Genomic DNA, 20,827 nt, shown 5'->3' on the forward strand with positions numbered 1-20,827 from the left:
CTCATCGACGGTGCATCCCTCGTCTAGAGATACCGACGAACGTCGCGCCGGTAGGCACGATACACGTCCCCGAATTCACGTTCCAGCGAACGTTCCTCGCGTCGGACGACCAAGTGAACGGTAGACAGCACGACCGGGAGTACGACGAGCAGCCACGCGGTGTTCAGAAGCAATGCGATCCCCAGATACAACGCTGTCCACCCGACGTACATCGGGTTGCGACTGAACGCGTACGGTCCGGTCGTCACGAGCGCCGTCGGCTTCCCACCGTTCAGTTCCAGTTCACCAACCGTTCGAACCGCCCACCCGATGATCAGCAGGCCGATCCCGGTCAATCCCCAGCCAGCGGACCGAGCGAGTCGCTGGTTCTCGAGCAACCGAACCGGATTCAGTGCGTGGGCGACCATCCCTGCGAGTAGCCCGGAAACGTGCGATTCGGGGACGGGGACGTTCGCCCATCGCCACCTCCCTCTTTGCTCCGTACTCACGTCGTAAAACAGGGTGCCAGACTACAAGTAGAGAGTCTCCATAGATGCAGACACTCGGTGCTACGAGGAGACGTTCTACCGAATCCTGCGTTGGGTCTCGCCACGAAGCAGTTACTCGATCGTGGTTGATAGAGAGTGAAATGGTCGATTAGTCGGCACGTTCGTGGCTACGCGAGAAGTGGTTCGAGACGGTTTCGAACTTCGATCCTGCTCGACTCTACGCGTCGGGGACGACCTCGAGGACGTGTCCCACGGCCCCGTTCTTTAGCTCGGCTTCTGTCCCGTCCGGGTCGTCGCCAATGACCGTGCCAATCTCGCCGACGATCGGCTCTTGGTCGGTCGACTGGACGTCCTGGTCGCCCCGGACGATTCGAACGGTCATTCCCTGCCTGAGTTCGGTGGCTGACGGACGTTCGTCGGAAATACGCGAGGGTCCATCGGTGACGTCAAAAAGCGTGGTGCCTGCAGTCGCACCGAACGGGAGGAGAGGACGGCGGGGTTCGTAACGGTGCCGACGCCGGCCAACGAAACTCCTCGAGACGGTGTCGCTAAGTACCTCCTCGAGCAACACACCCGCATGACCCTCTTTGGAACCGCAGGTATTCGCGGCCCCGTCGCCGACACGGTGACGCCGTCGCTCGCGCTCGCGGTCGGTCAGGCCGCCGGCTCGCCGGGTGACTCCTTCGTCGTCGGTCGGGACGGCCGGGAGACCGGCCCCGCGCTGGCCGCCGCGCTCGAGGCCGGCCTCGAGAGCGCCGGATCGAACGTCGAACGCGTCGGCCAGGTGCCGACGCCCGCGCTCGCGTTCACCTCCCAGGGGCGTCGCGGCGTCATGGTCACGGCGAGTCACAATCCACCCGCTGACAACGGCATCAAGCTGTTCGTCGACGGCGTCGAGTACGACCGCGAGGCCGAGAAGGCGATCGAATCGGTCGTCGAAACGCCCGACCTCGCCCCGTGGGACGAGTGGGGGAAGCCGCGACGCGGCGACGTCCTCGAGAGGTACCGGCAGGCCGTGGTGGACTACGTCCGGGAGCGGTTCCCCGCCGAGGACGACCGCCCGCTCGCGGGGCTGTCGGTCGCCGTCGACTGCGGTAACGGCGTCGGCGCGCTGGCGACCCCACAGGTGCTCGACGTCCTCGGCGCCGACGTGGTGGCGATCAACGCGACCGTCGACGGCCACTTCCCCGCCCGGGAGAGCAAGCCCACCGCGGAGACGCTGACGGACTTTTCGGCGTTCCTGGCCGAGGGCTCGTTCCACCTGGGGCTCGCCCACGACGGGGACGCCGACCGACTCGTCGTCCTGAACGGCGACGGCGAGGTCGTCCACGAGGACACGATCCTGGCGGTCGTCGCCGCCCACTACGCCGAAACGAGCGACGCGGGCGACCCGGTCGTCGTCACGACGCCCAACGCCTCCGCCAGAATCGACGAGCGCGTTCGTGAGGCCGGCGGCCGCGTCGAGCGAATTCGACTGGGCTCGCTCCACGAGGGCATCGCCCGGGTCGAGGCAGCGGCTGCCGGAGACGGTACCGCGGGGGACACCGAAGTCGTCTTCGCCGCCGAACCCTGGAAACACATCCACACCGCCTCCGGCGGCTGGATCGACGGCGTCACCAGCGCGGCCGTCGTCGGCGCGCTCACCCTCGAGGCCGGGTCGCTCGAGGCCCTGCGCGAACCCGTCTCCGAACGACCCTACCGCAAGGTCTCGGTCGACTGCCCGGAGTCCGCGAAAGGCCCCGCGATGGCGACCCTCGAGTCGACGCTGCCGGCGGCGTTCGAGGACGCGACGGTCGACACCGACTACGGGGTCCGCCTCGAGTTCCCCGACGCGTCGTGGTTGCTTGTCCGCCCAAGCGGGACCGAGCCCTACGTCCGCCTGTACGCCGAGAGCGACGACGTCGACGCGCTCGTCTCGGACGCGCGTGACGTGATCGAGTCGGCGGTGGCCGACCACCGATAACGCTGCCGTGGGGCTTCTGGAAGGGCGAAAAGAGCAAAGCGAAAAGCAGAGCGATTGGGTCTACAGATCGCAGTACAGCGGCAATCCACCACGCACGCACGTGATCCGGATCGGCTCATCGTAGCTCACGGAGACGTGCTCGGCCGCACGGACGTACTTCGCTGGATCGGTCCGACTCACCGAGCGCAACAGTCCGGCGTCCTCGAGTCGGGAGACGGTTCGGTAAGTCGTGCTGAGCGGAAGCTCGAGTGCCTCTGCGAACTCGCTGACGGTCGTTGGGCCGTCCGTGTAGCGATACAGCTCGCGAGCGGTGTCCTCGGAGAGGAGGGAGACGATACGCTCGGGGTTGCAGCCACCCTCCCCGTCGCTGATACCGCACGGATGTCCGTCGGTTGCTAGCTGGCTCATACATAATCGTCACCCTGTGATCACATACCTCCCGCCAGTGGCTCCCACTCGGTGGGAATCGCTGGCAGGGGCTGAAATCCCGACGAAACGCTTTGATACCTCCCCGCCGAACCGTGGGCCACAGCCATGGATTCACTCATCGAGGCCGCCCGCGACGTCCAGTCTCGAGCCCACGTCCCCTACTCCAAGTACCCCGTCGGCGCGGCGCTCGAGACCGCTGACGGCGAGGTCTTCGTCGGTTGCAACCTCGAGAACGCGAACTACAGTAACAGCCTCCACGCCGAGGAGGTCGCGATCGCCGAAGCCGTCAAGAACGGCCATCGCGACTTTGTCCGACTCGCCGTCAGTTCGGGTCGTCGCGACGGCGTCACCCCCTGTGGAATGTGCCGCCAGACACTCGCGGAGTTCGCCGACGACGACCTCGTCGTCTGCTGTGACGAGGGCGACGATGACCCGCCGAGTGAGTACACGCTCGGGGAACTCTTGCCGAACACGATCACCGAAGAGATGCTCGAGTGAGGCGAGGGTCGAGCGAGGGAGAAAGCAAGAGAGGGCGAAAGGAGAGCGGGCGAGAACGAGGGCGAAAGGAGAGCGAGATAGTGAGGACGAGAGCGAAAAGAGACCTCAAACCGTCGTCAACGACCCAACTGGCGCCTCCGTGCGACCCTCTGCGCGCTCGATGCCATCGCTTCCAGCAGCGATGAGCGCGAAGACCCCGGCGACCTCCGCCCCTGCCGTTTCGACGATGTCCAAGAGCAGTTCCTGGGTCTCGCCGGATCGGATCAGGTCGTCGACGACCAGAACGGAATCGTCCGGGTCGATCGCGGCCGCAGGCAGGTAGTAGGTGAGTTCGATGCCCGACTCGAGGCGTTCGCGGGCCTCGAAGAAGTCCTCGACGGCGGTCTCCTTTCTCTTTTTCGCGTACGCACAGCGGGTTCCGTAGTAGCTGGCGAGCGAGGCGGCCAGCGTGATGCCGTCGGTGGCGGCCGTTAGCACGACGTCGGGGCGCTCGAAGTCGAAGGCGTCGGCCACGACGGGCGCGGCGAGGTCGAGAAACGGCTGGTCGAAGACCGCTCCGGAGTTGTCGACGTACCCTTCCGAGTCGACCTGGATGCGGGCCTCGAGTTCGGCCGCCAGCGCCTCGCGACCGACCTCCTCGACCACCTCGCGGGCGCGTTCGGTTCCGGGGAGGACGTGCCCGTTGACGTAACGGTTGAGGTCGCCCGCCGGCAGGCCGGTCGCTTCGGCGAGTTCGTCGTACGTCCGGGTTTCCTTGAGCATTCGCAACACGTCGACCGCTCGCAGCTGGAGCGCGGCTTTTTCGGCTCGGTTCATGCGTGTAAGCACGATTCCACAAGCATGTATATTTCGATCGGTATGTTCGCGAGAGACCACCACATGCGTGGGTAAATCGGCCTCGAGGGCGCGATCCGGCTACCGGTGATACCGGGCCACCAGTCGCCGTGCGAGGCGGGCCTGGGCTCGCTGGAGCAGGCGCGACGCCGTGCTTGAGGCGCAGTCCAGTTTCCTGGCGACGGCCGCGACGCCAGCCTCGCGGGACACCTCGAAGTAACCGACGTCGACGCCCGCGGCGACGGCCTCGAGTTGTCGGTCGGTGAGCGCGTCCGCGATGGGGGCGTGGCGACGGTCGTACTCGCCGATCGAGCGAACGGTGACGTCGATGGACTCGGGTAGACCCTCGAGCATCGCCTGCAGGTTCTCGCCCGTGCCGACGACGGTCAACCCGAAATCCGCGGACTCGTCGTAGGTGATCGGCGGGACGACGACGAGGTCGAGCGCGGCGAACGCCTCGCGCCAGCGGACGTCCTCCTCGCGCGTCTCCTGGCAGACGTAGAGGTAAAACGAGTCGTCGTCGATCGGCGTCAGATCGTACCACCGGATCGATTCCGTGGACTCGAGCGCCTCCTCGTAGGGCTCGTGGTCGGCCTCGGCGTAGAAGAGTTCGTACTCGAGGCCGTCCTGGCGGGCGTCGACGTTCCAGGCCTGGAGTTCCTCGTAGCGAACGGCGTCGCCGTCCCTGATGAATCGCTGCATCGGGTGGAGCATCCAGTCGGGTTGGGAGAGTTCCACGGAGAGCGACTTCACGGTTCGTTCGTCTCGAGTGGTCGAGTGGATATAAACACACTAGTCAATTCGTGATAATGCCGATCGAATCCGCGGCGCAACTGACCACCATGGTCGATTGGATTCCGCTCGACACACCGGAACGACTCGCGTTCGTCGTCGCCGCGAGTGCGTTATCGCTCAATTTCGTCGGCGTGTTCGCGACGATTGCGGGTCGCGCCGACTACTGGCCGCCCGGCGAGCGCGACTGGCGGTTTTACGCCCAGTGGACGCTCGCGCAGACGTTTTCCGTATTTCTGCTCGCGGTAGCCGTCCTCGATTGGAACAGCCTGGACCTCCCGCGAACGCCGACGCTCGTCGCCGGCCTCGTGCTCTTCGTCCCTGGCTTCGTCGCCGCACTCGCCGCTGGACGCGATCTGGGAAGCGAGGAGACCGTCGGTCTGACCGGCGAGTTGCGAACCGGCGGCTGGTACCGCTACTCGAGGAACCCGCAGTACGTCGCCTACCTCGTCGCTACGGTCGGATTCGCGCTGCTGGCGAACTCCGCGCTCGTGTCGGCGCTCTGCGCCCTGTACGTCTCCTGGTGGCTCCTCCTGCCGCTGGCCGAGGAGCCGTGGCTCCGCGAGCAGTACGGCGAGGCCTACGAACGGTACGCCGCCTCGACGCCACGCTTCGTCGGCGTTCGAACGTTTCGGCGGCTCTCGAGCGACCGACGTGGTTCGGACTCGGCGACCTGATGGGGCTCGAACCGGAAGACCGGTTCACCCGTTTGCCGGCGTGTTTGGAGTGCCAACGATAGCGTGCAATTCTCAGAGAAGAAATGCAGCACGGCCGGTTCGTTTACTTCACCATCTCTGAGAGGAACCAACCTTGACACAAAGTGATTCAGGTGCTGAAATCTATCACAAACAATCCCACGGAAGTATTACAACACTACAGAATGGTTTGTGTTACCATGAATCAACCACCATCGTTCTGCCCCTACTGTGGGTCGCCGGTTGAGGGCGTCGATTCGCCGATGCACTCGAGGGTCGAGACGTCGATGGTCTACCGCTGCGAGTCGTGCGACGACTACGTCTTCTACAACCCAACGCCGGGCGGGAGCGCTGTCGTCGTCGACGGCGACGCCCTGCTCCTAGTCGAGGACTTTCGCGCCTCGGGGGAGTGGAAACTGCCGTCCGGACGAGTCGAACTCGGCGAATCGATGCGGGAAGGCGTCGCCCGCGAACTCGAGGAGGAAACCGGACTCGTCGTCGACCCCAACGACCTCGTGTATTTCCACGACGAGGCGGGAGAACCGGTTCCGGAACAGTACATGGTGAACGTCGAGTACGCCGTCCCTCGTTCGAAGACGAGCGGGACCCTCGAGGCCAGGTCAGACGCGACGGACGCCCGCTTTTTCACCCCCGACGACTTCGAGTCCTCGGCGTCCGTCCTCAGGGAGTCACACGTGGACCGGTTCGGTGACGAGAGTTTGCCGTGGCTCCTCGGGGAGGCCAGGTCGGCACTCGATACGCGGTCGAACGCCTCGCGCTAATTGGGTTCAGATGATGTCCGCGATACGCCGCGGTTCGCCTTGGAGATTCGGCTGTTCGGCCACCATCTGCAGCACCTCGTGGTCGGTCACCTCGGGGTAGGGTTTTCCAACGGCTTCCTCGATGAGGGCGCGCTCGAGGCGAAACTCGGTTCCTTCGTAGACGACGTCGACGCCAGCATCGTCGAACGCGAGTGTGGTCATACCGCCATCGAAGCGACGCGCGAGCAAAAAAGATGCGAACTGCGGGGCGTCCGCCCGCTCGACCTCGCCTGCGTTCGGCGCTCGAGGCCCCGTCTGCCGTCCGTCAGACGTTCGCGCGGGGTTTATTACCCGGGGGTCACATTGGCTCAGAGTGTGGCGTTCAGTAGCGATCCGCTCGACGAACTCGTCGTGCCGACGGGGACGGAAGCCGAGGAGCACGACCTCGTAACCGGCGGCGACGTACTCGTCGGCGGTCGGTCGACGGTCGAGTTCGGCGTTCGCGGGCGAAACGTCCTCGCCGGTGAGGGCGCCGAGTTCGGCGGATCGATCGAAGCCGAGGGCGACTGTCGACTCGACATGTGGTGTGAGGTGGCCGACAACGTCCTCGTCGGCGAGGACGCCTACCTCGGTGAGCGCGTCCACGTCGGTGGCGAACTCAAGGTCGCGGGCGACCTCGACATCGGCGACGACGTCGACATCGAGGAGGGCTTCGAGGCAAACGGCTGGATCGTCATCCGCAACCCGATGCCGACGATCATCTTCCTGTTCATGTACCTCAAACACCTCCTCCTGATCGGCGAGGAGGACGCCGCCCAGCAACTCATCTCCGAGGTCGTCGACGACGACGCCGAACCCGAAACGGAACCGCTCGTCATCCCGCGGAACGCGACCGTCAGCGACGACGCCTGGCGGGTCTCGACGCCAGCCCGGATCGGCGACGACTGTCGACTCCACGGCAACGTCCGCGCGGAGACGATTTCCGTTGGGACCGACGGCAACGTCTTCGGCAGCCTCCGGGCTCGAGGCGACATCTCGGTCGGCGAAGGAACCCGCATCCACGGCGACGTGACGACTCGAGACGGCGCCGTCGCGCTCGGTCCCGACGTTCGTGTGCTGGGCGACGTCTCCTGTTCGGACCTCGAACTCAACCCCGGCGCGGAGGTCGACGGCTCGATCCGGGCCAGCGGCGAAATCACGATGCGGACGACGGAGCGCGACCTCGAGTAGCGCGCTCGAGTGGCGTGGACGGCTCGTAAAGATCGTTCTGACGACCGCAGTGTGACGCGTCGAGCACGTGCTACCGCCGCGAGCGTCGGAAAAACCGGCTCGTATCTCGAAAAAAACCGCCACGTCAGCGGATTTCACCACCATTCTTAATAACACCTGTTGTGATGGAACGTACTAGGCATGATACGAACAACCATACCACGTGAGTGGAGGCGAGTATGCGATCGATAGTGCTGACGAAGGGGGTCCCGGACTTCTCGGAGGGAGCCGTCTCCTTCGACGAGGACGGCCACCTCGAGCGGGGGAAGACGCCGACGGTGATGAACCCGAACGACTACTTCGCACTCCAGGCCGCCCTACAGACGAAGGTCCGCCACGGGGGCCACGTCACGGGGATGAGTATGGGGCCGCCGAGTTACGCGAGCGTTCTGGAGGAGGCGATGGAGTCAGTCTACGCCGATGACAGCATCCTGCTCTCGGACCGGGAACTCGCAGCGTCGGACACGTGGGCGACCGCGATCACGCTCTCGGCGGGGATCGAGAAGTACCAGGAGGAGATCGCGGACGTCGACCTCGTGTTTGCGGGCTTCAAAACGGCCGACGGGGAGACGGGCCACACCGGTCCGCAGACCACCTGGTGTCTCGACTGGCCGATCGTCACCCACGTCCTGGCCCTGGACATCGACCCCGACGAGGGAATGTTGCGAGCGAAGCGTCTCGTCGAGGGCGACGTCGACGAGATCGAAACGGTCGAAGCGCCCCTGCCGTGCGTCGTCATCGCCGATCCGGAATTCGAGCCGACCTACCGGAAGGCAGCCCACCGCCTCGAGCACAAGCGACTCCGCGCCGAGACCCAGGAGCGGGTGGCCGACCACGAGGAGGAACTGACGACCTGGAACCACCAGGACCTCAATCTCGATCCGGACTATATCGGCCTGGACGGGTCGCCCACCATCGTCTCCTCGGTCGACCCGATCCCGAAGGCGCCCTCCGAGCGAGAGGCCACGATGGTCGATCCGGGAGACGACGACGGGATGGGACAGGTTCTCGAGGAACTGCAGCCGTTTGCGACGGGTGACTGATCATGACACTGGATCCGGACGAGTACACGGTAGGCGAATTGCGCGGCGAACTGGACGCGGTCGACGACCTCGAGACGGTCCAGTCGGTCCTCGAGGCCGAACAGACCGGACAGAACCGGAAGACAGCCCGTGAGGTAATCGAGCGACGGCTCGAGGTGCTCGGCGAGGACGCCGGGACCGAAACCGACGACGAGACCGAAGGCGAGTACGAGGAGACGCGAGAGGACGTCGGCGAGGACGCCGAAGGGGAGGAAGTAGAGACCGAGTCCGAGTCCGACGAGACGACTGAGGCAGTGGAAGAAGCGGATGCCGAGGAGGAAGCGGACGAAGCGGCAGACGAGGACGAAGCGAATGCCGAGGAGGAAGAAGACGACGGACTCTCCCACCCAACTCGAGACAAAAAGCACGTCCGCGCACTCCAGGGCGGCACCTACCGCGACATGTGGGTGTTCTGTGAGACCCAGCAGGGCGAACTGCTCGACGTCTCGAAGGAGATGCTCGGGAAGGCCCGCGAGCTGATGGACGACTACGCCGAGGAGTACGAGGAAGAGAACGTCGTCGCGTTCCTCATGGGCGACGACTGTCGGGACCTGGCCGAGGAGACCATCGCCTACGGGGCCGACGTCGCCGTCTACCACGAGGACGACCGCCTCGAGCGATTCCTGCACACGCCCTTCACCCGGATCACAGCGCACATGGCCCGCGGGCAGGGGAGCGAGGAGAGCACCGACTGGCGTGACTACGACGAACCGCGTTACGCCCTCTACCCGGCGACGAACAACGGACGGGACCTCTCGGCGCTCGTCCAGGGCGAACTCGACTCGGGGCTGGCCTCGGACTGCTCGGATCTGTTCATCGAACCCGAGAAGATTTCGAACCCGGTCAAGACCGGCGAACCCGGCGTCAAGAAGACGTTCGACCGCGTGCTCCACATGAAGCGCCCGGACTTCTCGGGCTTCGAGTACTCGACGATCCTCTGTCTGGACAATCCCGACCGGGACTTCCACCCGCAAGGGGCCTCCGTGATTCCGGGGACGTTCGACGTCCCCGAGCCCGATTACGACCGCGAGGGACTCGTCGTCGAACACGAGATGGACCTCGAGGACGAGTGGTTCAGCGTCGAGATCACCGAACACGACACCCTCGAGGGTGGCGTCGACCTCACGGGTCACGAGGTCGTCGTCTGTCTCGGACGCGGTATCAGCGACGACCCAACTCTCGGGATGGAACTCGGCCTCGAACTGGCCGATGCTTTCGAGGACGCCGCTCTGGGGATCACCCGGGGCATCGTCACCTCGTCCTACCAGTTCGAGGGCCACGTCGAGCAGTACTCGAAGGAAGAGCGCCAGATCGGCGAGACGGGGCAAGTCGTTGCACCACCGCTGTACATCGCCGCTGGCGTCTCCGGAGCGGTCCAGCACAAGGTCGGCATGGACGAGTCGGACACCATCGTCGCCATCAACACCGATCCGGAGGCGACGATCAGGGACTTCAGCGACTACTTCATCGAGGGCGACCTCTTCGACGTGCTGCCGCGGCTCACCGAGGCGGTGAAGTTCGGAGAGTTACCGATGGAGGCCGCGACCGACGGAGGTGAAGACAAATGACAGGGAGCGACTACGAACACTACGAGGCGATCGTCGTTGGCTGTGGCCCTGGCGGGGCCGCGGCGGCGGCGCGACTGGCTCAACACGGCATCGAGACGCTCGTCCTCGAGCGTGGCGTCGAGGCCGGGTCGAAGAACGTCTCCGGCGGCCTCATCTACGCCGAGGAGTCCGCGCCGTACACGATCGACGACTTCTTCCCGAACTTCCGGGAGGAAGCAGCCGAACGTCCGATCACCGACTACGAGATCCACAACATCGCTGGTCGGAAGGTCAAGTCTTACGACCTGACCGACCTCCACGAGCACGACACCGAGTGGTGTGATGCCGTCCTCCGGCGTCGGATGGACGGTTGGCTCGAGGACCGGGTCCACGAACTGACGAGCGAGACCGGCGGCGGGCTGTTGACCGACGTGCGCGTCAACGGCCTGCTGCGGGAGAACGGCGAGATCGTGGGCGTCACGTGCGACGAACTCGACCCCATCACGGCCGACTTCATCGTCGCCGCCGATGGCGCCAACTCCGAACTCGCACGCGACGCGGGCCTGATGGACTGGGAGGAGCCCGACGAGTGGTTCCAGGGCGTCAAGGCAGTCGTCGAGATGGACCCCGAGGTCATCAACGACCGCTTCGACATCGAGGAGGGCGAGGGCGTCGCCCACCTCTTCTCGGGCGACCTCTTCGAGGACGTCCGCGGCGGCGGCTTCCTCTACACTAACGAAGACACCCTCTCGATCGGGACCGTCTTCCACCTGGACAGCCTCGTCGCCGAGCAGGCCGAGCCACACGAACTGCTCGACGCTCTTCTCACGCACCCACTGCTCGCCCAGTGGCTCGACGAAGAGTACGTCGAACTCGAATACGGCGCGAAACTCGTTCCCGACTCGAAGAAGGTCGCCCACCGCGAGCCCTACAGCGACCGGCTCGTGCTCGTCGGCGACGCCGGTGGGCAGATGCAAGCCCAGGGGCCGATCATCAAGGGGATGAACCACGCCGTCACCGCGGGCGCGCTCGCGGCCGACGCCCACGCGGTCACCCGCGGGAACGCCGACCCCGAGTCGGCCGGGCGACGGTACACGACGATGCTCGAGCAGTCGGGCACGATGGGCAAACTCCGTCCGCGGCGCTACGAGATGACGAGCCCTGTCGGCGAGCACGGCCTCGTGACGCGGGCGATCGAAGGCGTCCTCGACTCGCCGGTCGGCTCTGCCGCCGTCGGGAATCGGCTCTCGAATCGGCTGCTCGAGAAGGCCTACAACTCCCCGACCCTCGTCGGGATGCTACCAGACACGGAGACGGGCTACACCACCTTGCCGTCGATCATCGGGGAAAAGCAGGGCCGGACGATCCACTGGGACAACGAGGTCGAACCGCCGACGCTGGAAGAGCGCATCGGCGATCTGACCTACGACACTGACGTCGGCAATCCACACATCCGCTTGCGCGACAACTCTGTCGAGGCGAGCGGCGCCGCCGTCTACGCCTGCCCGGTCAGCGCCGAGGACTTCGGCGGCGGCTGTTACCGCTCGGAAACCGTCAAGACCAACGGCGGCGAGGAGACGGTCGTCAGCCTCGACACCCAACCCTGCGTCGAGTGTGGCACCTGTGCCGTCGTCGCCGACACCGAGTGGGAACACCCCCGCGGCGGGAAGGGCGTCGAGTTCCGGCAGGGGTAGCCGAATGAGCCGGTACGGTCCCCGGATCGCCGCTCTCGAGCGCCGGGCCGAACGCGACCGCGAGGCGTTCGATCCGGCGGCTGCCACGGTCGAAGACGGACGGCAGTACCTTCGGGACGGAGCCGGACAGGCGATCTGGCTCTACGTCGAGGCGCGAACGGGTGGCCGAATGGTCCCGTTTTCGGAATCGGAGTTGACCGCCCTGCGGACGTCGATGAACGGCTGGCTCGAGCTATACGCCCGCTGTCACGGCGTCGAACTCGAGGCCGAGTTCACCGTTCGCGAAGCCGCAGAAGTGTTGCTCGAGACGCGAAACGTCTTCCACACGGCGCAGTTGTTGACGCGGGTTCCGGAGCGGTAAGGGCGCCACCGTTCGAATCAGTGTATTTTCTATTCCGTGAAAGTGTTCGAATAGTATGGGGAACGAACGGCGATTTCGTGTACTCACCATCGCCCTGGTCGTAGCCGGCACGGGTATGGGGGCTCTGGGCTGGCGTTTCGGAGGCATTGGTGAGGTCGTTCTCGGGGTGCTGGCTGTGGCTCTCGGTCTAGTGCTCTACTCGTTCGTCCGTCGATCGCCTGAGGCGATACGTACGTCGGCGGAATCGACACGCGAGTCCCTGATTGTCCAGCTCGCCCTCGTAATTACCCTGTTCGTATTCCTTGCGTATCTGGGTACGATGGTCAGTTCCGTCGACTCGTCTGCTGTCTTCGCTGTTCCCACTTCACCGGTGCTCGCGACGGGCGGACTACTCCTCGGTGGTACGTTCGGTGGCCTCTTGCCGATTCTTACGCGGTCGGGTGGACACCCCGGTTTCGTGAATACCATCGGAAACGCACTCACGGCCGCAGTATTTCTGGGACTGTTCCTCGTCGAACCTCCCACGAGTGTGGTGTACGCGACAGCGTACCCGGCGAGTCGAACTGGTGTTCTCTGGCGTGGATCCCGACCGTGAAACCACCTGTAGCGGAGTCAGGAGGCCGACCCACGCTCCACTACCGGGTCTGGAATCGTCGGAAACGGACAACTGCCAAAGAAGCGGTTCGCTCCCCGTTCGTTACGGCGATCGCGCGGCGACCGTCGCCGACTCAGCCGTCTCCTCGAGCACGCGGTGAGCGTAGAAGGCCACGGAGAAGTCCTGCGGGGAGGGGATCGAACACGCCAGCCAGCCGACGAGGATGGCGGCGACAGCCGGATGCGAACTTGGAAACGCGGTTGCGAGGACCAGCGCGGGCACCGCGAGCACGAATGGGATCATTGCCGCGGTCCGGAGCTGCCAGGGGGGTTCGTCCCCGGTCGGTCGGGGGTGAACGGCCGCCCAGGGACAGCTCGCCAGGGCGGCGAGGACGCCGTCGCGTCGGTCTGGGAAGTACACGACGTCGTAGTCGATGCCGGCGAGTCGAAGTACCAGGGCGTGGGCCCACTCGTGGGCGACCAGGCCGAGCAGTACCGTTATCGGGAGGGCGATTCCTGCAACCAGTAGATCGATTCCGTTCATTCGTCGTTTGCGCTCGTATCGGTCTCTCACGAACGGGTTATCAATCCGTCGGTCTGGCCGACTCGCGCACTCGAGGATTCGAGTCGAGGGAGAAACCGTTCGGGGTGGATAGTTTGTGCTTTGAAGTAGGCGCGCACCCGACGGCGCGATCACCGTGAACAACGGTTAAGTATACTGGTGCGTTATAGCATGCCATGACGTTCGCCGAAGAGATCGAATTCGGGCACGAGGACCGCAAACGAATCTACGAGTACGTCGAGCGCCACGGGGCAGTCGACCCCGACGACGCCCAGGAGCGCCTCCGGATCGACCCCGGCGGCTTCCGCCATCACGTCGCTATCCTCAAACGCGACGGCCGACTCGAGGACCGCAACGGTCGCCTGCAGGTCGCGATCGACGCAGGGGCCGAGGAGGAGTACCGAAGCGACGACCTCGAGTTCCACATTCGCCCGGCCCGCCAGGACGACCTCGCGGGGATCGTCGGCGCGATTCGGCAGGTCGCCGAGGAGCGAACCTACATCGTCGCCGAGAGCGTCGCCGACGAGGTCGACCACCAGAACGCCCTGCTCCGGCACAACGAACTCGAGTCGCGGATGTTCTTCGTCGCGACCGTCGGCGACGAGGTCGTCGGCTGGGTCCACCTCCACGCGCCCGAACTCGAGAAACTGAGCCACACGGCCGAACTCACGGTCGGCGTCATCGAGGAGTATCGCGGGAACGGGATCGGCTCACACCTCCTCTCGCGCGGGCTCGAGTGGGCCGGCAGCAATGCCTACGAGAAAGTGTACAACAGCGTCCCCTCGAGCAACGAGGACGCCATCGCTTTCCTCGAGAGACACGGCTGGGAGGTCGAAGCGATTCGCGAAGATCACTACAAGCTCGAAGGCGAGTACGTCGACGAAGTGATGATGGCCCTCGAACTGTAGCACCGTTTTCGTTTGGACGCCTCCAGCGAACTCCGAGAACCGAAAGACAGTTTTCCCGATCCCGGCAACGGACGGTATGCTCTCGATCGCGCTTGCCGGGAAGCCCAACGCCGGCAAGTCCACGTTCTACACTGCGGCGACGATGGCCGACGTCGACGTCGCGAACTACCCGTTCACCACGATCGACGCCAACCGCGGGGTCAGCTACGTCCGCACCGAGTGCCCCTGTCTCGAGCGCGAGGAACGCTGCGGGAACGAGAACTGCCACGACGGCAAGCGCTACGTCCCGATCGAACTGCTCGACGTCGCGGGGCTCGTGCCCGGCGCCCACGAGGGGAAGGGACTTGGCAACCAGTTCCTCGACGAACTGACCAACGCCGACGTGATCGTCAACGTGATCGACGCCTCCGGCGGGACCAACGAGAAGGGCGAACCCGTCGACATCGGGAGCCACGACCCGCTCGAGGACATCGACTTCATCGAGACGGAGATGGATATGTGGCTCGCCGGCATCGTCGAGCGAAACTGGGAGGGCGTCGAGCGAAAGTCCCGCTCGCCCGACTTCGACCTCGACGAGGTGCTGGGGGACATGATGTCGGGCTTCGGCGCCTCGCCCACCGACATCGCCCGGATTCTGCGCGAACTCGAGTACCCCGCTGACCCGATCCAGTGGACCGACGACGACCGTGAAGCGCTCGCGACCGAGATCCGCCAGCGGACCAAGCCGATCGTCGTCGCCGCGAACAAGATCGACGTCGCGCCCGAGGAGAACGTCGACCGACTGCTCGACCTCGACAAACCCGTGATCCCGACGTCGGCCGAGGGCGAGCGCGCGCTCCGGAACGCGGCCGAGGGCGGGCTGATCGACTACGACCCAGGCGACGCCGACTTCGAGATCACCGGCGACGTCAGCGACGCCCAGTGCGAGGCTCTCGAGGGGCTTCAGGAGACGATGGCCCGCTGGGAGGGCACCGGCGTCCAGGCCGCGTTAGACTACGCGGTCTACGAGTTGCTCGATCACCTCACTGCCTACCCGGTCCAGGACGCGGCGAAGTGGTCCGACGGGAGTGGGAACGTGCTCCCCGACGCGTTCCTCCTGGCGCAGGGGTCAACGCCGGTCGATCTGGCTTACGCGGTCCACTCGGACATCGGTGACGGCTACCTCCACGCGGTCGACGCCCGCAGTTCGAGGGAAATCAGCGACAGTTACGAACTCGAGGAGGGTGACGTAATCAAAATCGTTTCGACGGCGTCCTGACTGGTCGACGGCGGGACCCGTAGAAAACCCTGAGGCGCACGTTATACGCGCTCGAGGCCTATATCGTGTGGTGAGCTAGCTATGAGCACTGCAGCAGAGAACAAAGAGATTGTCCGCCGGTACTACGAGGAAGCTTTCAACGAGAGTCGAACCGACCTGCTCGAAGAGTTGGTTTCGGAGAACGTCGTCAACCACGATCCGGTGTCGGACGAGACGCTCACGCCTGAGGAGGCGAGGGGGTTCGAGGGGTTCGTCCGCCACGTCGAGGCCGCGCACGAGGCGTTTCCCGACGCGACGGTGACGATCGAGGATGTGATCGCCGAAGACGACATGGTCGCGGTACGATTCACGTTCACGGGGACTCACGAGGGGCCATTCGCGGGATTCAATCCCACGGGCGAGCGACTCGAGGGTTCGAACATGGTCTTCATGCGACTCGAGGACGGGAAGATCACCGAGCGATGGGAAGAATCGGACAGCCTGGATGCCCTGGAACAGCTCGGCATCCTCTCGGTGGCGGACCTCTCGCCGTCGGGCGACCGCACTCGAAAGGTGGCGTGAGCCGTCACCTACCACGCAGAATTTTCCGCCGTTACCAGTACGGACTGCTGAGCCAGCGGTCAGACCGCGCGCCCAGGACGAACAGCGCGAAGACGAACGCGAAGGCGACGACGAGGGCGCCAGCCGTCGGCAGCAGGTACTCGGTGTACGACCTGACGACGTAGGTGTCAACGACGGTCCAGAGGGCGGCCGCGACCAGGCCGGCGGTCACGAGCGGAACCCCGAGACCGGAGACGACACGATGCATGCCCGACACGACGCTCGAGAGCCGTATATAGGTTGAGGCTTCGACGGCTTCAAGGCCGCGGCGGCCCCCATTTCGGGTATGATCGTCGTCGTTCCCGTCGACCCGCCCCACGAGGCGCTGGCTCCCGACTCGCTGCTCGAGCACGACTCGTTCGCGGCCGCGGACTGGCCGGAGTACTACCGGGCGATGGTCGCCGACGTCGTGGACGCCGTCGCCTCGAGCGGTGGCGACCTGCTGATCAACTACCGCGACGAGCAGACTCTGCCCGATGAGGTGGCGGTCGACGATTCCGAGGCGGCCGTTCGGGGGATGGTGCTCGAGGCTCTCGGGAATCTCGAGATTCTCGACGGGGACGCCGGAGACGCTGACGGCGCCGAAGCCGTCCGATTCGAGCGCCAGGTCGGCTCGAATCGGGCCGCTCGCGTCGGCAACACGGTAACGCATCTCCTCGAGCGCGAGGAGGTCCAGAGCGTTGGGGTGCTCGAGCCGACGGCGCCCCTCGTCGGACGGACGGAAATCGACGGCGTGGCAATGTCGCTACGCCGGAACGAGGTCGTCCTCGGCCCGTCCCAGGGCGGGGACGTGTACCTGGCGGCGTTCACGGAACCGATCGACTTTACGGACGCCTTCGCGGAGCCGGCGGTGTCGACGCTGACGACTCGAGCGAACGACGCTGGCCTGGGGGTCGGGTTCGCGCCGCGGGTGCCGACGGTGACGGATCCTCGGGGACTCGTCGGGACGGCCGCAGAGGCTCAAGCCCGTCGGCTGGCGGGGCGAGTCGCGCCGGAACGGACGCTTTCGGTCCTCGAGGGTGACACCGACAACGCTTTTTGAGTCGGTCGAAAAGGACGACGTGCGGCTCGAGGTGAGGTGGCAGAGCGGCCCAACGCGCCTGCCTTGAAAGCAGGTGGCGCAAGCCTCATGGGTTCAAATCCCATCCTCACCGCTTCTGCGGCGAACGGACGTGAGGAGCGAAGCGTGAACGCTGGGATTTGAATCAGGGAGGTCGCGCACAGCGAGCGACGCGAGCGAGCACGTCCGACCGTGGTTAAAATCCCATCCTCACCGACCAGCCGACGAGCGAATCCGCCGGCTACCGCCTGGACGCTTTTGGCGACTTCCAGGCTAGATTGCTCGCTGACCAACGTTTACCGTGGTTCGCTCCTAACCCCCGCTATGAGCCTCGAGGATGACTTCGAGTGGTACGCCGACTGGGCGTCGGACGTCTCGCCCCTCTACGAACGGCTGGCTCGAGGTGCGGCCGACGACCCCACCCTCCTCGACATCGCCGCCGACGCGTCGGCGGGTCAACCCGCCCCGCAACTCCTTCTTGGAGCCGTTCACGCGCTCTTGCTCGACGGTGACGAGCACGCGCTCGCCGATTTTTACTCGACGCGTACCGACGACCCCGAAGCAGGTGACCCGTACCCTCACTTTCGCGAGTTCTGTCTCACCAGAGAATCGCGCATTCGGGACATCGTTCGCTCTCGGCGCGTGCAGACGAACGCTGTCGGTCGCTCGGCGGTCCTCGTTCCTGCGTTCGAACACGTCTCCCGCATCGCCGGTCGCGATTCGCTGGCGCTCGTCGAAGTCGGGGCGAGCGCCGGACTCAACCTCCGCTGGGATCGCTATCGGCACGAATACGCCGGGTACGGCTCCTATGGCCCCAATTCAGCGGTTCGAATCGAGCCGCTAGTTCGTGGCGACGTCGCCCCGCCGCTCTCGAACTCCCGCCCGGAGGTCGTCCGTCGACTGGGCATCGACCTGAATCCGCTGGACGTGACCGATCCCGCCGACGTTCGGTGGATGCGGGCGCTCGTTATCCCCGACCAGCGGCGCCGTCACGAGCGTCTCAGGGCGGCTATCGAGGTGGCTCGGGAGGATCCGCCGAAGGTGATCGCCGGTGATGCACTCGACGTCCTTCCCGACGTCATCGCCGGGCTTCCCGAGGACGCGACTCCCTGCGTATTCAGCACTCACACGCTCTATCAACTGGAGGAAGACGGGGTCGCCGCGCTTCGAGACGCGCTGGCCCGGTGCAGTCAACGTCGACGTCAGCCGATCCACTGGCTGTCGGACGATCCGTTTTCGGAACGTGGGGTTCCGACGTACCGATACGCCCTCCTCTCCGACGGGACAATGGAGGCAACGCGACTCACCGAGTACCAATCCTACGGGGAGTGGATCCGCTGGCTGGCCGATAGCGGTCGATGATCGAGACGCCTCGCTCGCGTCGAATCGAAGCTTGACGGCGCTCGAGCGACCGCGTTCGATCGTCGGTCCTCTGCGGGATACCGAAATCCGGCGATACTCGTGACGAGCACGGCTGGGTTCGACGTGGACGCGATTCTCCTCGAACCGTCGGCCTGTTCGTAACCATTCACCTTTTTCTCGGTCTCGAGCCTCGAGGCGCGTATGACCGAGACCGAGACGGACGTAATTCGGCTCGAGCGCGACGACGGAACCGCGACGATCACCGTCGACAGACCGGAGCGTCACAACGCGATGGACGAGACGGTGGCCAGAACGCTCGCCGAGACGGTGACCGAAGCCGCGGAAGACGACGCGGTCCGGTGTCTCGTGCTCACTGGTACCGGCGCCGTATTCAACACGGGTGCGGACCTCTCGACGTTCGAGGGCGACGAGACGGACGCCGAGCGCCTCGAGGCCATCGCGACGCCCCTTCACGAAACCGTCTCGACGCTCGTCTCGGCGCCGAAACCGGTTGTGGCGGGGGTCAACGGCGTCGTCGCCGGTGGCGGACTCGGACTCGCTCTCGCAGGTGACGTCGTCATCGCCTCCGAGGATGCCCGGTTCGAGTACGCCTACCCGAAGATCGGCCTCTCTGGCGACGGTGGGGCAACGTGGCTGCTGCCCCGACTCGTCGGTCGGCGGACGGCCCAGCGGATCGCGTTCCTGGACGAACCGGTCGACGCCGAGGAGGCCGTCGAACTAGGACTGGCGACCGAAGTCGTCGCCTCCGAGCAGTTCGACGACCGCCTCGGGGCCGTCGCCTCGGAACTCGCGAACGGTCCGACGAAGGCCTACGCGGAGATCAAGCGCCTGCTCGCGTCCTCCTCGACGAACGGGCTGGAGGCCCACCTCGAGGAGGAACAGGAACGAATTACCGACCTGGCGTCGACGGCCGACTACGCCGCGGGCTTGCGCGGGTTCCTCGAGAAGGAGTCGCCGACGTTCAGGGGAGAGTGATCGAGGTAGCCCGGGCCGACCACAGGTTCAAGAGGAATCGACGTGAGGGTAGCAATATGACCGAGATGGACAGCGGTCGGAGCGGCGAGGGCCCGTCGGTGCTGGTCCTCCGCAAGGGAACGCACGGGACGCCTATCTCGGCGTACGCGAACGCCCTTCGAGAGCGGGTTTCGAACCCGGACGTCGAGATCACCGTTGCCAACACGCCCGCCGAAGAGCGGGAGGCGATCCGAGATGCCGAGATCGTCACCGGCATGTCGATCGACGAGTCCCTCCTCGAGCACGCCGAGAATTTGCAACTGTTCGCCTGCGCCTACGCGGGTACCGGCCACCTGCCCCTCGAGACCCTCGAGGAGATGGACGTCACGGTGACGAACGCGTCGGGCGTCCACGGCCCCAACATCGGCGAACACGTCCTGGGGGCGATTCTCTGGTTCACCCGCCGGTTCCACGTTGCGTCCCGCCGCCAACGCCGTCGTGAGTGGCGCCACTACCAGGCTCACGAACTGCAGGGCTCGACCGTGACGGTTGTCGGCCTCGGTGCGATCGGTCGATCCGTCTGCGAGCGACTCGAGCCGTTCGGCGTCGACGTCCAGGGCGTCCGCTACACGCCGGAGAAAGGCGGCCCGGCGGACGCCGTCTACGGCTTCGACGCGGACGACTTCCACGACGCGCTCTCTCGAACCGATTACCTCGTGTTGGCGTGTCCGCTCACCAACGAAACCCGGGGGCTGGTCGACGCGGCGGCGTTCGACACCCTCCCGCCGAACGCGGTGGTGATCAACGTTGCTCGTGGCCCAGTCGTCGACACCGACGCGCTCGTCTCGGCGCTCCGGCGCAACGGCATCCGCGGGGCCTCGCTGGACGTCACGGATCCCGAACCCCTGCCGGAAGACCACTCGCTGTGGACGCTCGAGAACGTTCAGATCACCCCGCACAACTCGGGACACACGCCAAAGTACTACGACCGCCTGGCGGACATCGTCGCCGGGAACGTCGAACGCGTGCTCGAGTCGGGGTCGTACGAGGAGCTCGAGAACCAGGTGTTGCCCCGGCCGTAGCCGAACGGGCGGA

25 protein-coding genes and 1 tRNA gene are annotated in these 20,827 nt (G+C 65.4%); 18 read left to right on the plus strand and 8 right to left on the minus strand.

What is annotated here, in order from left to right; all coding sequences use genetic code 11:
* Window positions 1–23 precede the first annotated feature (23 nt).
* Entirely contained in the window at window positions 24–488 is a 465-nt protein-coding gene (locus NGM29_RS07960; RefSeq protein ID WP_254159951.1) for a methyltransferase family protein, read from the minus strand.
* Between the two features lie 217 nt (window positions 489–705).
* Window positions 706–912, minus strand: coding sequence for a DUF2196 domain-containing protein (locus NGM29_RS07965; RefSeq protein ID WP_254160508.1), 207 nt, complete (start codon window positions 910–912; stop codon window positions 706–708).
* A 153-nt stretch (window positions 913–1,065) separates the two neighbouring features.
* Between NGM29_RS07965 and NGM29_RS07970 the strand changes: the two genes are divergently transcribed.
* Window positions 1,066–2,451: a phosphohexomutase domain-containing protein gene (locus tag NGM29_RS07970; RefSeq protein ID WP_254159953.1), complete on the plus strand. Its 1,386-nt coding sequence runs from the start codon at window positions 1,066–1,068 to the stop codon at window positions 2,449–2,451.
* A gap of 60 nt (window positions 2,452–2,511) precedes the next feature.
* On the opposite strand, the gene NGM29_RS07975 is transcribed toward NGM29_RS07970, so the two are convergent.
* Window positions 2,512–2,859: a winged helix-turn-helix domain-containing protein gene (locus NGM29_RS07975; RefSeq protein WP_254159955.1), complete on the minus strand. Its 348-nt coding sequence runs from the start codon at window positions 2,857–2,859 to the stop codon at window positions 2,512–2,514.
* Between the two features lie 126 nt (window positions 2,860–2,985).
* On the opposite strand from NGM29_RS07975, the gene cdd reads away from it, so the two are divergent.
* On the plus strand, window positions 2,986–3,378 hold the full coding sequence (gene cdd, locus NGM29_RS07980) for a cytidine deaminase (protein WP_254159957.1): 393 nt from the start codon (window positions 2,986–2,988) through the stop codon (window positions 3,376–3,378).
* A 105-nt stretch (window positions 3,379–3,483) separates the two neighbouring features.
* Here the strand turns inward: cdd and NGM29_RS07985 are convergent, their stop codons facing one another.
* On the minus strand, window positions 3,484–4,194 hold the full coding sequence (locus NGM29_RS07985; RefSeq protein WP_254159958.1) for a phosphoribosyltransferase family protein: 711 nt from the start codon (window positions 4,192–4,194) through the stop codon (window positions 3,484–3,486).
* Window positions 4,195–4,293: 99 nt separating this feature from the next.
* Window positions 4,294–4,965, minus strand: a complete 672-nt coding sequence (locus tag NGM29_RS07990; RefSeq protein WP_254159960.1) for a helix-turn-helix domain-containing protein — start codon at window positions 4,963–4,965, stop codon at window positions 4,294–4,296.
* A gap of 89 nt (window positions 4,966–5,054) precedes the next feature.
* Here NGM29_RS07990 and NGM29_RS07995 point away from each other — a divergent pair, with 89 nt between their 5' ends.
* Complete coding sequence (locus tag NGM29_RS07995; RefSeq protein ID WP_425499256.1) at window positions 5,055–5,681, plus strand: methyltransferase family protein; 627 nt, start codon at window positions 5,055–5,057, stop codon at window positions 5,679–5,681.
* 218 nt (window positions 5,682–5,899) lie between these two features.
* A complete protein-coding gene (locus NGM29_RS08000; RefSeq protein ID WP_254159962.1) occupies window positions 5,900–6,481 on the plus strand; it encodes an NUDIX domain-containing protein in 582 nt (193 codons plus the stop codon).
* A gap of 6 nt (window positions 6,482–6,487) precedes the next feature.
* On the opposite strand, the gene NGM29_RS08005 is transcribed toward NGM29_RS08000, so the two are convergent.
* On the minus strand, window positions 6,488–6,682 hold the full coding sequence (locus NGM29_RS08005; RefSeq protein ID WP_253433691.1) for a DUF5800 family protein: 195 nt from the start codon (window positions 6,680–6,682) through the stop codon (window positions 6,488–6,490).
* Between the two features lie 153 nt (window positions 6,683–6,835).
* On the opposite strand from NGM29_RS08005, the gene NGM29_RS08010 reads away from it, so the two are divergent.
* From NGM29_RS08010 to NGM29_RS08035, 6 genes are all read left to right on the plus strand, one after another.
* The gene (locus NGM29_RS08010; RefSeq protein WP_254159964.1) at window positions 6,836–7,690 is read left to right on the plus strand and encodes a polymer-forming cytoskeletal protein; all 855 of its coding nucleotides are present in this window, start codon (window positions 6,836–6,838) and stop codon (window positions 7,688–7,690) included.
* 218 nt (window positions 7,691–7,908) lie between these two features.
* On the plus strand, window positions 7,909–8,772 hold the full coding sequence (locus tag NGM29_RS08015; protein ID WP_254159966.1) for an electron transfer flavoprotein subunit beta/FixA family protein: 864 nt from the start codon (window positions 7,909–7,911) through the stop codon (window positions 8,770–8,772).
* Between the two features lie 2 nt (window positions 8,773–8,774).
* On the plus strand, window positions 8,775–10,379 hold the full coding sequence (locus NGM29_RS08020) for an electron transfer flavoprotein subunit alpha/FixB family protein (RefSeq protein WP_254159968.1): 1,605 nt from the start codon (window positions 8,775–8,777) through the stop codon (window positions 10,377–10,379).
* Window positions 10,376–12,052, plus strand: a complete 1,677-nt coding sequence (locus NGM29_RS08025; RefSeq protein WP_254159976.1) for an NAD(P)-binding protein — start codon at window positions 10,376–10,378, stop codon at window positions 12,050–12,052. The genes NGM29_RS08020 and NGM29_RS08025 overlap by 4 nt, the downstream gene beginning before the upstream one ends.
* Before the next feature lie 4 nt (window positions 12,053–12,056).
* The gene (locus tag NGM29_RS08030; protein ID WP_254159978.1) at window positions 12,057–12,413 is read left to right on the plus strand and encodes a DUF8055 family protein; all 357 of its coding nucleotides are present in this window, start codon (window positions 12,057–12,059) and stop codon (window positions 12,411–12,413) included.
* Between the two features lie 55 nt (window positions 12,414–12,468).
* A complete protein-coding gene (locus NGM29_RS08035; RefSeq protein WP_254159980.1) occupies window positions 12,469–13,008 on the plus strand; it encodes a DUF8100 family protein in 540 nt (179 codons plus the stop codon).
* Between the two features lie 102 nt (window positions 13,009–13,110).
* Here the strand turns inward: NGM29_RS08035 and NGM29_RS08040 are convergent, their stop codons facing one another.
* Window positions 13,111–13,551, minus strand: coding sequence for a hypothetical protein (locus NGM29_RS08040; RefSeq protein WP_254159982.1), 441 nt, complete (start codon window positions 13,549–13,551; stop codon window positions 13,111–13,113).
* 194 nt (window positions 13,552–13,745) lie between these two features.
* Between NGM29_RS08040 and NGM29_RS08045 the strand changes: the two genes are divergently transcribed.
* The 3 genes from NGM29_RS08045 to NGM29_RS08055 all read left to right on the plus strand — a co-directional run bounded on the left by NGM29_RS08045 (window position 13,746) and on the right by NGM29_RS08055 (window position 16,296).
* Window positions 13,746–14,477 carry a GNAT family N-acetyltransferase gene (locus NGM29_RS08045; protein WP_254159990.1) on the plus strand — a complete coding sequence of 244 codons (732 nt, stop codon included), beginning with the start codon at window positions 13,746–13,748 and terminating at the stop codon, window positions 14,475–14,477.
* 76 nt (window positions 14,478–14,553) lie between these two features.
* Window positions 14,554–15,735, plus strand: a complete 1,182-nt coding sequence (locus tag NGM29_RS08050; RefSeq protein ID WP_254159991.1) for a redox-regulated ATPase YchF — start codon at window positions 14,554–14,556, stop codon at window positions 15,733–15,735.
* Window positions 15,736–15,816: 81 nt separating this feature from the next.
* On the plus strand, window positions 15,817–16,296 hold the full coding sequence (locus tag NGM29_RS08055) for an ester cyclase (protein ID WP_254159993.1): 480 nt from the start codon (window positions 15,817–15,819) through the stop codon (window positions 16,294–16,296).
* 31 nt (window positions 16,297–16,327) lie between these two features.
* Here NGM29_RS08055 and NGM29_RS08060 read toward each other — a convergent pair whose 3' ends face one another.
* Window positions 16,328–16,543, minus strand: coding sequence for a hypothetical protein (locus tag NGM29_RS08060; protein WP_254159995.1), 216 nt, complete (start codon window positions 16,541–16,543; stop codon window positions 16,328–16,330).
* 78 nt (window positions 16,544–16,621) lie between these two features.
* On the opposite strand from NGM29_RS08060, the gene NGM29_RS08065 reads away from it, so the two are divergent.
* The 5 genes from NGM29_RS08065 (at window position 16,622) to NGM29_RS08085 (ending at window position 20,814) form a co-directional block, all read left to right on the plus strand.
* The gene (locus NGM29_RS08065) at window positions 16,622–17,377 is read left to right on the plus strand and encodes a hypothetical protein (protein ID WP_254159997.1); all 756 of its coding nucleotides are present in this window, start codon (window positions 16,622–16,624) and stop codon (window positions 17,375–17,377) included.
* A gap of 30 nt (window positions 17,378–17,407) precedes the next feature.
* Window positions 17,408–17,489 (plus strand) — tRNA-Ser (locus NGM29_RS08070).
* A 230-nt stretch (window positions 17,490–17,719) separates the two neighbouring features.
* The gene (locus NGM29_RS08075) at window positions 17,720–18,757 is read left to right on the plus strand and encodes a DUF2332 domain-containing protein (RefSeq protein ID WP_254159999.1); all 1,038 of its coding nucleotides are present in this window, start codon (window positions 17,720–17,722) and stop codon (window positions 18,755–18,757) included.
* 201 nt (window positions 18,758–18,958) lie between these two features.
* Window positions 18,959–19,753 carry an enoyl-CoA hydratase/isomerase family protein gene (locus NGM29_RS08080; protein ID WP_254160001.1) on the plus strand — a complete coding sequence of 265 codons (795 nt, stop codon included), beginning with the start codon at window positions 18,959–18,961 and terminating at the stop codon, window positions 19,751–19,753.
* Window positions 19,754–19,809: 56 nt separating this feature from the next.
* Window positions 19,810–20,814, plus strand: a complete 1,005-nt coding sequence (locus tag NGM29_RS08085) for a D-2-hydroxyacid dehydrogenase (protein WP_254160003.1) — start codon at window positions 19,810–19,812, stop codon at window positions 20,812–20,814.
* Window positions 20,815–20,827: the final 13 nt, after the last annotated feature.

The sequence above is a fragment of the Natronosalvus rutilus genome (assembly GCF_024204665.1).
Lineage (GTDB): Archaea > Halobacteriota > Halobacteria > Halobacteriales > Natrialbaceae > Natronosalvus > Natronosalvus rutilus.